We start from the raw sequence: 14,242 nt of genomic DNA, 5'->3' as shown, positions 1-14,242 counted from the left end.
GGCCTTTTCGTGAAAGACTATTTTATGCCCTATTCATTTTCCAGCTCTTTTAACCATTTATCCTTCCACGCTTCCACCTTTGCATCAATCTCGTCAGAAGCCTGTTTTGCTTCCAATTCCTTTTCCTCTTTAATTGCCTTGAAGTGATCATTACGCAGATCACGCATTTCCTCTGCCTTTTCTCTAACTGCTGATCCTATTTCACGACTGACAAGCTCTTTATTCTGTAAATAAAAAGTAGCCATTATAATTCGACTGGCTTCTCGCTCAGAAGCATTATAAAGAGGACTATGAATATCAATTAGTCTTTTTTGTTGATCCACATATTCATTGAGCAAAATTCCTTGCTGGCTGAAAACCTGCATAATACTCGGCTTCCACTTTTTCAGGATCACATCCTCGAATTCCGACCTATCACGAACTGTAGCATAATCTCCTCCACCAGCCTCCGCTACTTGCTTTAGCTGTTTTTGACCCACATCATCCACATCAAAACCAATAATATTTACCTTCGCTTCAATTTTACTTTCATTTAGCTTTTTAGCCGCTTCTACAGGATTGCCGCCACAGGTTTCGATTCCATCACTTACGATATAAACGATATTCTTGTATTCTTCATGAGGATAGTTAGATAGAAGTTCATTTGCTTTTTCAATTGCTCCTGCTAAAGGTGTCCAGCCACTAGCCTGAAAAGAATTCATTGCTTCATTGAACTTATTTCCTTCATAAGAGCCTAATGGATATAGGGATTCAATTGATTGACATGACTTTTCTTTATCCGAATCCTTCCCTGATCCTATATGGCCATAGGCAAAGAGTGAAACATTTACGTCCTCCTCAAGCTGGTCTGTAAACTGTTTTATCGTCTCTTTTGCAAGGTCCATTTTCACTCCACCAGGGACATTTGCTTTCATACTTCCGCTCGCATCCATTAAAATGACCACATTTGTTTTCTGTTTCTTTGCTAATTCAATTTCATCCTCCCCGTCTGGAAGTTCAGGCATGACATAGCCATGCTCGTATGAAATTAATTTCTCATAATTCGACTTGTACTGTCCTGAGGCAAGCTGGTATACAAGATAATCATAGACTTGATCACTCGTTAAATCTTTATTTTTCTCAAAATAAGCCTGGAGCTCTTCATTTACAATCGGAGTAAACTTCTCATCAATAAATTTACTGTATTTAAAATAATCCCAACCATCAAGAATCTCTAACTCCGGATCCATATGCTTTTCAACAAGCTTTCCAGGTCCTTGGGCGATCATTCCCTCCAGATCTCTTGGTGCTTTTGGAATTTCTTCGTCTGCTTTTTCCTCCTCTTTGTCCTTATTAACGATTTCCTTTTTTACCTTTGTTTCGTCCTTTTCATTCGATGATGGTTTTGCCTGTTCGGAACATCCAGTTAAAAGGAGAAAGCATAGAATAATAAAAAAATAGCATCTCGGTTTATTAGATTGAATATTTCGCATATTTAACGCGCTCCTTTCACATGCGCAACCTTTTATAAATGAAATAATTCTTACTTCTTATTCTTTTTATCTATCGTTTCATTAATTTTTTTGTTTCCTTCGTCAACATAGTTACTCCATTCTTGGTTGCCATTGTCTACGCTTTCACTCCAAGCTTGGTTACCCGTATCTACTGCATATCTCCATTTTGCATCTCCATAATCAACGATCATGGAAAACATATTGGCAGCTGGATGATTATAATCTTCAAATCTTTCCTTCAAATGGGCCTGAGCCAATTTCATCCGCTCTTTTTCTCGAATGCTTTTTTCTTTCATGCTTTCTTTTGTATCAATTGAAAGCTTTTTCTTTTCTTCTTTTATTTCTATAGCTTGCGATTTTCCTGCTTCCTTCCACTCAAGCCAATTCCTCTGAATTTCTTCGTATTGAGCTCTCAGATACCTTTTTAAGTCACGTTCAGAATTTACATAAGTAAATTCTCCTTTTCCTGCACTCGCTACTTCTTTTAACAATTTTTGCCCTTCATTGTCCACATCAAATCCAATGATATTTACGACTGTTTCAATGTCAGCAGAAACTAAATCCTTAGCTGCTTGAGCAGGATCACCGTCGCATGTTTCGATTCCATCACTTACGACGTATACGATAACATCTTCCGTATTTTCTGGAATATCTTCTTTAACTGTTTCCAATGCAAGGGCAATAGGAGTCCATCCAACTGGTTTTACTTTGTTCAATGCTTCATTAAACTTCGATTGATCAAAATTTCCATTGTAAAAATTCTCCGAACTGCTGCATGATAATTTCTTATCTGAATTACTTCCTGACCCTTTGTGACCATAAACACGCAGTGATATTGTTGCATGTTCTGGGATTTGCTCAGCAAATTCTAAAACAGCTGCTTTGGCTGCTTCCATTCTTGATTTATTGCCAGATGGCGCTTTCATACTCCCACTTGCATCAATTAATATCGCGTAATGAGCGGTCTTCAAAGTTGGAGCATTAACCGCCTCATCTGGACGTTCAATATCAACATTAACTGACGAGTCAAAATGAATGAGAGTTTCCATTTCTTTATGATAATCCTCAGAAAGCAAATAAATCAGTTCCTCCATATATTGCTCTTTCGTTAAATGATCAGGTAATTGATCCAATGCCTCTTTCACTTTTTCCTCATCGTATTGATCACCACTGTATATACCAGGATATCGAAGCAATTCTTTTTCAATATCCATTAACTCTCGGCCAGGGTTCTCGATTTCATAATACTTAACTTCTTTTGAAACGTATTTATCCTCCGTTTCTTTTTCCACCTGTTTTGGTTCAGTCGTTTGAGATTTAACCGATTGATTATCCTTTTGAGAACAAGCTGTGAGCATAATTGACAGCATAATGATTCCGTATAGAAGCTTCTTAATATTGATTCCCTCCTTATTTGACTACGACAAAAGAGTGAACTTGAGGATCAGCTCCTCTGTATTTTTCCAGCAGCTTAAGATTAGTTCTGACCTTTCTTTTATACAAGTTTTATTTTACATTATTACCAAAATTTGTACCTCTTATTATACAAAAATAGGAAATTAGTAATATAATCTAAAGAAACTAGCATAAAATTACCCAAAACAAAAACCTTGAAAGGCTAAATGCCAATCAAGGTTTTTTCTGCACCGTAATAATTATTTTAAAAAGTTTCTAAGACTACTATTCTCTTTAATATCCACTCAGTAATAAAAAACACAAAGAAGAGTCAATCAACATTTATTACGATAAAGTGAAACTTCCATCGGTGGGGGCTTTCTTTCATCCCCCACTGATGGATAGTTGAACCAATCGGGCCTTTACGGGCAGTTGATCCCCCACTTAGGTTTCTTTGATTCTCTTGAAACCTTGAAGTGGGGGTCTTACTGCCCGTTAATCTGCGATAAATTATGCTGTTGTAAAAACCTCTTCTTTATTAAGCTCATGGCGAATCGTTGCTTGTGCTGCTGCTAAACGAGCAAGAGGTACACGATATGGCGAACAGCTTACATAATCTAAACCAGTTTTGTAGCAGAACTCAATGGAACTCTTCTCGCCGCCATGTTCTCCACAAATACCTGTTTTTAGCTTAGGTTTTGTTGTACGTCCTAGTTTTACACCTGTTTCAACAAGCTTTCCGACACCATTCTGATCAAGTACGGCGAATGGATTTTCTGGAAGAACTTTGTTTTCAATATAGGCCTGTAGGAATTTACCTTCTGCATCATCACGGCTGTAGCCGAATGTCGTTTGCGTTAAATCATTTGTACCAAATGAGAAGAAGTCCGCTTCCTCTGCAATTTGGTCAGCTGTTAATGCAGCACGTGGAATTTCAATCATCGTACCGACCGTATACTCAATTGCTTTACCTGTTTCTTCTTGTACAAAATGAGCAGCGTCAATAACTACCTGGCGCATTTGCTGTAATTCATTCACATGACCTACTAGCGGGATCATGATTTCTGGCTGAACTTCAATTTCTCTTTCAGCTAGCTTTGCGGCAGCATAAAAAATTGCCTTTGCCTGCATTTCATAGATTTCTGGATGCATCATTCCAAGGCGGCAGCCGCGAAGACCTAGCATTGGATTATACTCATCCAATTGGCGCACCTTTTTCAGCAACTGCTCTTTTTTCTTCAATTCCTTTGATTGTGGGTCTAATATTTGTAACCTTGTTACTTCAACCAAAAGCTCCTCTTTTTGAGGTAAAAATTCATGAAGAGGCGGATCTAGTAAGCGAACTGTGACTGGGTATCCTTGCATCGCTTCAAAAATCCCTTCAAAATCGCCTTGCTGCATTGGTAAAAGCTGTTCAAGTGCTTCCATTCTCTCTTTGGTATTTTCCGCTAAAATCATTTTTTGAACAATTGGAATTCGTTTCAGGTCCATAAACATATGTTCCGTACGGCATAATCCAATTCCACCTGCACCAAATTCAAAGGCTTTCTTCGCATCTTCTGGAGTATCAGCATTAGCACGAACGCCAAGTTTACGTTCTTCATCCGCCCAAGCCAGTAAACGTTGGAATTCATCGGATAGTTCTGGATCAATCATTGGTACTTCCCCTAGAATAATTTCACCAGTAGAACCATCAATTGTAATAATATCTCCATAATGAACGACAGTTTCACCAACCACAAATTGTTTCGCTCTTAAATCAATTTTTATTGCCTCGCATCCACAAATACAAGCTTTTCCCATTCCTCTGGCAACAACCGCTGCATGACTTGTCATCCCACCGCGGCTTGTTAAAATGGCTTGTGAAGCCACAATGCCATGAATATCATCTGGTGTGGTTTCTGGTCGGACAAGGATCACCTTTTTGCCTTCATTCGCTAATTGTTCTGCTTCATCAGCATCGAAGACAACCTGACCAGTAGCAGCACCCGGAGATGCAGGCAATCCCTTTGCTAAAATGGCTTTTTGGACAGAATCATCGATACGGCGATGAAGAAGCTGATTTAATTGATCAGGGTCCACACGAAGGAGAGCACTCTTTTTATCAATAATTCCTTCATCTACCATCTCTACCGCAATCCGAATAGCTGCTTGTGCAGTACGCTTGCCATTACGTGTTTGGAGAATGAAAAGCTTGCCGCGTTCTACCGTAAACTCGATATCCTGCATTTCTTGATAATGTTGTTCAAGAAGATGACATGTATCTGTAAATTGCTTATAAACGTCTGGCATTTCATTCTGTAAAGTAGCAATCGGTTGCGGTGTACGAATACCTGCAACGACGTCTTCTCCTTGGGCATTGATTAAATATTCACCATAAAGCTTTCGTTCACCAGTCGATGGATTTCTTGTAAAAGCAACTCCAGTACCCGAGTCATTCCCCATGTTTCCAAATACCATACTTTGAATATTCACAGCAGTTCCAAGATGGTCAGGAATTTTATTCAGACGGCGGTAAACAATGGCACGCTGATTATTCCAAGAATTAAACACCGCATTAATAGCAAGAAAAAGCTGTTCCTTTGGATCTTGTGGGAATGCTTTTCTCATATGTTTTTTTACAATTTCCTTATAGCCTGCAATGACTTCTTTCCAATCTTCAGCCGTTAATTCAGGGTCAGAGGAGTAACCCTTTTGCTCACGCACTTCTTCTAATAATTGCTCGAAATAAAAAGTATCGATTTCTAGAACAACATTACTGAACATTTGAATGAAACGGCGGTAAGAATCGTATGCAAACCGTGGATTATTCGTTAATTTCCCCAATCCGATAACAGTTTCATCATTCATACCAAGATTTAATATCGTATCCATCATACCAGGCATTGAGAAAACAGAACCTGAGCGTACAGAAACAAAGAATGGGTTTTCAGAGTCTCCAAGCTTTTTGCCCATTTTCTCTTCTAAACGACTTAGAGCTTCAAGAGTCTGCTGTTCTACTAAAGAAGGTATTGTTTTTTCAGCTTCATAGTAAGCATTACAAGCTTCTGTTGTAATCGTAAAGCCATATGGGACCGGTAAGCCAATTCTAGTCATTTCAGCTAGATTTGCTCCTTTCCCTCCAAGTAAATCTTTCATATTCCCTTGACCTTCATGAAATAAATAAACAAATTTTCTCATGATTAAAAGCTCCTCTCTTTTTTTAACACTTCTAAAATTAATCCAGCCGTTTCTTCTACTGCCTTATTTGATACATTGATAATAGGACAGCCTACACGCTTCATGATTTTTTCAGCATAATCTAGTTCGTCAAGGATCCGCTCATAGCTTGCATAATTTGCTTGTGAACCTAATCCTAAAGCCTTTAGCCGTTCTTTGCGTATGTCATTTAATTTATCCGGAGAAATGATCAAGCCAATACAATTCTTTCTGGGGATTTCGAATAATTCATCCGGTGGCGGAACCTCTGGAACTAGCGGAACATTTGCGACTTTAAACCGTTTATGCGCCAAGTACATTGATAATGGCGTTTTTGAAGTCCTTGAAACACCAATTAAAACAATATCTGCCTTTGTAATTCCTCTTGGGTCACGTCCATCATCATATTTCACGGCGAATTCAATTGCTTCGATTTTTCTAAAATATTCTTCGTCCAATTTTCGCATTAATCCGGGACTATGATGAGGCACTTTGTTAAACCTAGTTTCAAACGCATTCATTAATGGATTAAGCAAATCAACCGCTAATATCCCCTCTTCTCTTGCTCTTTTGTCTAAATATTCCTTTAATGCAGGAATGACAATTGTATAAGCAATTATCGAATAATCTTTATTAGCTAACATAATGACATCTTCAATATCTTCAATGTCATCCACATATGAATTTCGGCGAATTTCAATTTGTCCTCCGTTAAACTGTGTTGCCACTGCTTTTACAACAAATTCAGCCGTTTCTCCAACCGAGTCAGAAACTACATAGACCACTTCTTTCCGTTCCAATATTTCAGCACCTCCCCTGAGTCTTATTTGCCTTCAATTAATTCTAAATAACCTCGTGTTATCGTCGTTTTCGTGATTCGTCCTAATAATAAATATTTATTTTTTTCCCCTTTTACTTCCTTTACTACAGGCAAGGAATCAATATGATAATTAATCATTTTCTTTGCCGCCTCTAGCAAGGTTTCTTCGGGATAAATGGTAGTAATATTCGGCATCCTCGTCATGATCACACTTACAGGCACTTCTTGAAGATCCCTATTTCCGAGCGCAGCCCTTAGTAAATCCTTCCGTGAAACAACACCAGCCAAATGGCCCTCTGAATCAACTGCATAAAGTGTACCAACATCCTCTAAAAATAACTGGACAATGGCATCATAAGCAGAAGTTGATGTTTCAACGACAATCGGATGCGCTTTAAAATCCTTTACTTTTTGTTTGATAAACTGTTCCGACTGAGCCATCATTCGAAATTCTTCATTATAAAAATAACCAACTCGAGGTCTTGCATCTAAATTACCGGATCTCGTTAAAATAGCGAGATCTGGTCTTAACGCTGCCCTTGAAACCGAAAGCTTCTTTGCAATTTCGTTCCCCGTTATTGGTCCGCTTCGCTTTACGATTTGAAGGATTTCATCCTGGCGATTAGATAGCTTAATCATTATCACCCTCTTCACGATAATAAGTGTGTTATATTTTATAGATAAACTGTAAATAAGTTATACTTTTTTTATATAGTATAACATATTTGATAAAAATTAAAGATAAGAAAATTTGACAATATATCAAACTGGCTCTACCGCCTTTGAAATTATTTATTATATTGTTTAGGTTGGCTATCCTCTGCATTTTTTGCCTGCAACAAGCAGCCAAGTTATATCATGGGGGATATAATTTTTTATTAATATTCATCATTTGTTCAATACTTCACAAACTATTGTATTTTTTCCATGATATTCTAAAAATATAAAAGCTTAAAGGAGTGATAATGAATGATGATCTGTGAATGGAAAGCTTTTTCAGCTGATTTAAAAACATATACGAAGGACTTGTTTGAGATTTAATTTTTTTTTAAATTTTATGTGAAACATTTCACAAATGAGGTGAATAGACAATGGCGGTTAAAGAAAAAGCATTAAATGAAAAAAAGGCTGAAACAAACATGATCGATCTTCTTGTAAAGAATGGTCAGGAGGCTTTAAAAGAGTTTCAAGATTATGATCAGGAAAAGATTGATCACATCGTCAAGCAAATGGCATTAGCGGGTCTCGATCAGCATATGCCTCTTGCCAAACTCGCTGTTGAAGAAACAGGCCGAGGTGTATATGAAGACAAAATTATTAAAAATATGTTTGCAACAGAATATGTGTATCACAATATTAAATACGATAAAACGGTTGGAATTATACATAAAAATGAACATGAAGGAATCTATGAAATTGTCGAGCCTGTTGGGGTCATTGCGGGGGTAACACCGGTAACGAATCCAACTTCGACAACCATGTTCAAGGCGCTTATTTCAATCAAGACGCGAAACCCAATCATTTTCGCCTTCCATCCATCTGCACAAAAATGCAGCAGTGAAGCAGCCCGAGTCTTAAGAGATGCTGCTATAATGGCGGGGGCTCCGGAGAATTGTATCCAGTGGATTGATAAGCCTTCATTGGAAGCAACTCAGCAGCTAATGAATCACCCGAATATATCACTCATCTTAGCTACTGGCGGAGCAGGAATGGTTAAGTCAGCCTACAGCTCTGGCAAGCCTGCCCTTGGGGTTGGACCAGGAAACGTCCCTTGCTATATTGAAAAAACAGCGAACATCCAACGGGCGGTTAACGACTTAATTTTATCAAAAACTTTCGATAATGGAATGATTTGTGCTTCTGAGCAGGCTGTTATCGTTGATAAAGACATCTATGCTGAAGTGAAAAAAGAGATGATAGCGAATCACTGCTATTTTTTAAATGAAGAAGAGCGGAGAAAAATAGAGAAGCTTGTCATTAACGAACACTCTTGTGCAGTTAATGCCGACATTGTCGGAATGCCAGCTGCAAAAATTGCTAAAATGGCAGGACTTACGGTTCCGGAAGAAACAAAAATTTTAGTAGCAGAACTAAAAGGTGTTGGACCGCAATATCCGCTTTCCCGTGAAAAGTTAAGTCCAGTGCTTGCATGCTATAAGGTTAATAATCTGGAAGAAGGCTTAAAAAAAGCAGAAGAAATGCTGGAGTTTGGCGGATTGGGCCACTCGGCTGTTCTGCATTCGGCTGATCAAGAAGTCATGAATGCTTTCGGCAAACGAATGAAAGCCGGGCGTATTATTTTGAATGCTCCATCTTCACAGGGGGCCATAGGTGATATTTATAATGCCTATATGCCTTCATTAACACTAGGCTGCGGCACATACGGAGGCAATTCAGTCTCTGAGAACGTCGGAGCCATACACTTGGTCAATATTAAAAAAATGGCGAAAAGGAATGTAAATATGCAGTGGTTCAAAGTACCGCCAAAAATTTATTTCGAGAAAAACTCAACTCAATATTTGGCAAAAATGCCAAACATCTCAAAAGCATTCATCGTAACAGATCCAGGAATGGTAAAATTAGGATATGTCAATAAAGTCTTATACTATTTACGAAAACGTCCAGATTATGTCCACTGCGAGATATTTTCAGAAGTAGAACCTGATCCATTAATCGAGACCGTGATGAAAGGCGCTGAAAGGATGGCAAGCTTCCAGCCGGATGTCATTATCGCGCTGGGGGGCGGATCCGCAATGGATGCCGCAAAAGGAATGTGGCTGTTCTATGAATATCCGGAAACAGAATTCTTTGGACTCAAACAGAAATTCTTAGATATAAGAAAACGAGTTGTCAAATATCCGAAGCTTGGTGAGAGAGCTCAATTTGTTGCTATTCCAACAACATCTGGAACTGGTTCTGAAGTAACTTCTTTCTCGGTCATTACAGACAAAAAAGCCAATATAAAATACCCTCTCGCTGACTATGAACTAACGCCTGATGTCGCAATTATTGATCCGCAATTTGTTATGACGGTGCCGAAACATATTACGGCAGATACAGGAATGGACGTATTAACACATGCAATAGAAGCCTATGTTTCTGTTATGGCGAATGACTACACAGATGGGCTTGCTATGAAGGCTATTCAGCTTGTTTTTGAATACTTGCCGATTGCTTACCGAAATGGCAGTGATGAAATCGCACGCGAAAAAATGCATAATGCGTCAACGATAGCCGGGATGGCGTTTGCCAACGCATTCCTTGGCATAAACCACAGTCTAGCACATAAGCTTGGAGCTGAATTCCATATCGCTCACGGACGCGCCAATACGATTCTTATGCCACACGTTATCCGTTACAATGCGACAAAACCGAAAAAGTTTACAGCATTCCCTAAATACGAGAAATTTGTTGCTGACGTACGCTATGCAGAAATTGCCCGAACACTTGGATTGCCTGCCCGTACGACAGAAGAAGGCGTGGAAAGCTTAATTCAAGCAGTTATTAAGCTGGCTAAAGAACTTGATATTCCAATGAGCATCGAAGCGAATGGTGTAGAAAAAGCGGAATTTGAAAGTAAAGTAGACTGGTTGGCAGAACGGGCATTTGAAGACCAATGCACAACAGCCAATCCAAAACTGCCGTTAGTCGCCGAGCTGGCAGAAGTGTACCGCCAGGCCTTTAAGGGCGTGTAGAATAAGTTTTAAACAGTCCCTTCCGCTAGGGACTGTTTTTTTACGACGTGCTAACGTATTGGAAAAACCCGGCATTCGCAAAGTCCTTTTTGGCGAATGTCTTAGTTTTACTTATGCGATCTTATTAGCAGATATTTAATTAAAAACACACTATACTTTAGTACGTTAATAAACTTAAACTTTCCTATTAGCCAAAAAGATTGTCCCAAATTACAGCATGGGACAACCTTCGTTTTAGTTTTTCACTAGTATTTGATTTGCGAATGCGATCGTCTCAGCGGCAGGAGGTTGTACCCCTTTTAGAGGATATTTATGGCCTAATTGTTCCCATTTATATACTCCAAGCTGATGATATGGCAGTACTTCTACTTTTTCTACATTTTTCAGTGTATCAATAAATGCTCGTAGATGACGTAAATCCTCTTCCTCATCTGTAATCCCAGGTACAAGAACATGACGGATCCAGACTGGCTTTTTCTTATCAGACAGATAGCGGGCAAACTTTAAAATATGCTCATTTGGCTTGCCAGTTAATTTCTGATGGCGCTTTGGGTCAATATGCTTCAAGTCTAGCAGCACTAAATCGGTATACTCCATTAATTGATCTAATTTAGCTTGGAATACCAGCTCATTCGTGTAACAACCACCCGATGTATCAATGGCTGTGTGCACTCCGATTTTTTTACATTCCTTTAATAACGCAATCAGGAAATCAAGCTGTAAAAGGGGCTCTCCACCGCTTACAGTAATACCGCCTCTGGAAGCTTCTATAAATGGAATATACGATTGCAGGTCATTAATGATTTCTTCCACCGTCATGCTTTTTCCTTTTCCTATTTCCCATGTATCAGCATTATGGCAATATTGACATCGCAACAAACAGCCTTGAGTAAACACGATATAACGGATACCTGGCCCGTCCACTGTTCCGCATGTCTCTATGGAATGAATATGTCCTTTCATTGCATTTCCCCCTATACCAAGTAGGAGTTAGTAATTTCTCACCATTAATATAAGGCAATCTTTCTGCCAATCAGAGAGATTGCCTTTCCTCCTATTACATGCTTGCATGCATCGTACGATTAACCACGTCAATTTGCTGTTCACGAGTTAATTTTATGAAGTTTACTGCATACCCGGATACACGAATGGTTAATTGTGGATATTTTTCCGGATGTTCCATCGCATCCATCAGTGTGTCACGATTGAACACGTTGATATTCAAATGATGCCCTTCTTTTTCTGCATAGCCATCGAGTAAAGCAGCCAAGTTCTTGATTTGTGTCTCTTCTTCATTTCCGAGCGCTTTTGGAATAATAGAGAATGTGTTTGAAATTCCATCTAACGCCTGCTCGTATGGCAGCTTCGCTACAGAAAGCAATGATGCTAAAGCCCCTTTTACATCACGCCCGTGCATTGGGTTTGCACCCGGTGCAAATGGTTCTCCTGCACGTCTTCCATCAGGTGTATTTCCCGTTTTGTTGCCGTACACCACGTTAGACGTGATTGTTAAGATCGACATAGTGTGTACAGAATTACGATACGTTTTATACTTGCGCAGCTTTTTCATGAAGCATTCTACAAGTTCAACTGCGATAGAATCCACTCGGTCATCATTATTGCCGTATTTCGGGAAGTCACCCTCAATTTGAAAGTCGACTGCAATGCCGTTTTCATCCCGAATTGGTGACACTTTTGCATATTTAATGGCACTCAAAGAGTCTGCCACTACAGAGAGACCGGCTATACCCGTTGCCATTGTACGAATGATTTCCGTATCATGAAGAGCCATTTCTACACGCTCATAGCTGTATTTATCGTGCATGTAATGGATGACGTTTAATGTGTTGATATAAAGCTCTGCCAGCCATTCCATTGTCATATCAAATTTACGCATAACTTCATTGTAATCCAATATTTCGGATGTGATTGGCGCAAACTCTGGTCCTACTTGCGCTTTAGATTTTTCATCTTTTCCGCCGTTAATCGCATATAACAGTGCTTTTGCCAAATTTGCACGGGCTCCAAAGAACTGCATCTGCTTACCGATTCTCATTGCCGATACACAGCATGCAATACCGTAATCGTCTCCAAATTCCGGACGCATGATCTCGTCGTTTTCATATTGAATTGCAGATGTTTTAATCGACATTTTTGCACAATAGTTCTTAAAGCCTTCCGGTAAGGTTGGAGACCAAAGAACGGTCAAGTTTGGTTCCGGAGCAGGGCCTAAGTTATCTAATGTATGAAGGAAACGGAAAGAGTTTTTCGTCACTAACGGACGACCGTCTAACGCGATACCTCCAATCGATTCTGTTACCCAAGTCGGGTCGCCGGAGAATAGTTCATTATAGTCCGGTGTTCTTGCAAATTTTACAAGACGAAGCTTCATTACGAAATGATCTACAAGTTCTTGTGCTTCTTCTTCCGTTAACGTACCGTTTTGAAGGTCGCGTTCAATATAAATGTCTAAGAAGGTAGATGTACGGCCTAAGCTCATCGCAGCTCCATTTTGTTCTTTAATAGCTGCAAGATAAGCAAAGTATAGCCATTGGAATGCTTCTCGGGCATTTGTTGCCGGTTTCGAAATGTCAAAACCATGTGCAGCTGCCATTTGTTTCAGTTCCATCAAGGAACGAATTTGTTCAGATAACTCTTCGCGAAGACGTATTACATCATCGCTCATTGTTTTACTCGTCAATTGCAAATCGTTTTTCTTCTCTTCAATCAGACGATCTACTCCGTATAATGCTACACGACGATAATCGCCGATAATGCGGCCGCGTCCATAAGCATCAGGTAGGCCTGTAATAACGCCAGACTTTCTTGCCGCTTTCATTTCTTCGTTATAAATATCAAATACACCTTGGTTATGCGTTTTGCGCCACTCCCTGAAAATCCGGCTTATTTCCTCATCTACTTTAAATCCGTAAGACTCACATGATTGCTCTGCCATGCGAATTCCGCCAAATGGCTGCATGGAGCGTTTGAAAGGTCTGTCCGTTTGAAATCCAACTATTTTTTCTAATCCTTTATTTAAATATCCTGGTTCATGGGAAGTGATCGTGGACACGATTTTTGTGTCCATATCTAACACACCACCGTTTTCACGTTCCTGTTTCGTCAGTTCCATCACTTGCTTCCAAAGTACGTTTGTTGCGTTGGTTGCATCAGCTAGAAATGATTCGTCTCCGCTGTAGACATTGATGTTTTTTAAAATAAAATCTCTTACATCAATTTCTTTTTTCCACTTGCCGCCTCTAAACTCTTGCCATGCATTCACAACATTTTCAAGTACTTGTGTCATAACGAAATCCTCCCTTTTTTATAAAGTGAAACTTCCATCAGTGGGGGTTTACTTTCATCCCCCACTGATGGTTAGTTGAACTAATCGGGCCTTTACGGGCAGTTGATCCCCCACTTAGGTTTCTTTAATTCTCTCGCAACCTTGAAGTGGGGGTCTTACTGCCCGTTAATCTGCGATTAATACAGGATGTTATTTTTGTATATAACAGCTTCTACTTTAAGCATACTATTAATTTGGCTTTAGTTACTCTTTCAATTATTAAATGTTTGTGAAAAATTGAGCATGTAACTCTGTACTACAAATGTTTTGGATATTCTACAGAAACATTGGTGGG

The 14,242-nt window shown here is 39.3% G+C and carries 8 protein-coding genes; 1 reads left to right on the top strand and 7 read right to left on the bottom strand.

Annotated elements, in window-relative coordinates:
* Positions 1 to 29 precede the first annotated feature (29 nt).
* The 5 genes from FSZ17_RS03650 to FSZ17_RS03625 form a co-directional block, all read right to left on the bottom strand.
* Positions 30 to 1,472, bottom strand: coding sequence for a vWA domain-containing protein (locus tag FSZ17_RS03650; protein WP_057776316.1), 1,443 nt, complete (start codon positions 1,470 to 1,472; stop codon positions 30 to 32).
* A gap of 50 nt (positions 1,473 to 1,522) precedes the next feature.
* Complete coding sequence (locus FSZ17_RS03645; RefSeq protein ID WP_228460275.1) at positions 1,523 to 2,863, bottom strand: vWA domain-containing protein; 1,341 nt, start codon at positions 2,861 to 2,863, stop codon at positions 1,523 to 1,525.
* Positions 2,864 to 3,398: 535 nt separating this feature from the next.
* Positions 3,399 to 6,068, bottom strand: coding sequence for a pyruvate, phosphate dikinase (gene ppdK / locus FSZ17_RS03635; RefSeq protein ID WP_057776314.1), 2,670 nt, complete (start codon positions 6,066 to 6,068; stop codon positions 3,399 to 3,401).
* A gap of 2 nt (positions 6,069 to 6,070) precedes the next feature.
* Entirely contained in the window at positions 6,071 to 6,886 is an 816-nt protein-coding gene (locus FSZ17_RS03630) for a pyruvate, water dikinase regulatory protein (protein WP_057776313.1), read from the bottom strand.
* A 23-nt stretch (positions 6,887 to 6,909) separates the two neighbouring features.
* The gene (locus FSZ17_RS03625) at positions 6,910 to 7,545 is read right to left on the bottom strand and encodes a transcriptional regulator CcpN (protein WP_185150663.1); all 636 of its coding nucleotides are present in this window, start codon (positions 7,543 to 7,545) and stop codon (positions 6,910 to 6,912) included.
* A 452-nt stretch (positions 7,546 to 7,997) separates the two neighbouring features.
* Here FSZ17_RS03625 and adhE point away from each other — a divergent pair, with 452 nt between their 5' ends.
* Entirely contained in the window at positions 7,998 to 10,601 is a 2,604-nt protein-coding gene (gene adhE, locus FSZ17_RS03620) for a bifunctional acetaldehyde-CoA/alcohol dehydrogenase (protein WP_057776312.1), read from the top strand.
* A 234-nt stretch (positions 10,602 to 10,835) separates the two neighbouring features.
* Here adhE and pflA read toward each other — a convergent pair whose 3' ends face one another.
* Both pflA and pflB read right to left on the bottom strand, forming a co-directional pair.
* Positions 10,836 to 11,564: a pyruvate formate-lyase-activating protein gene (pflA, locus tag FSZ17_RS03615; RefSeq protein WP_057776311.1), complete on the bottom strand. Its 729-nt coding sequence runs from the start codon at positions 11,562 to 11,564 to the stop codon at positions 10,836 to 10,838.
* A 94-nt stretch (positions 11,565 to 11,658) separates the two neighbouring features.
* The gene (gene pflB / locus FSZ17_RS03610) at positions 11,659 to 13,908 is read right to left on the bottom strand and encodes a formate C-acetyltransferase (protein WP_057776310.1); all 2,250 of its coding nucleotides are present in this window, start codon (positions 13,906 to 13,908) and stop codon (positions 11,659 to 11,661) included.
* Positions 13,909 to 14,242: the final 334 nt, after the last annotated feature.

It is taken from the genome of Cytobacillus dafuensis (genome assembly GCF_007995155.1).
In the GTDB taxonomy this organism is placed as follows: Bacteria; Bacillota; Bacilli; order Bacillales; family Cytobacillaceae; genus Cytobacillus; species Cytobacillus dafuensis.
This window is presented reverse-complemented; position numbering and strand designations above follow the sequence as displayed.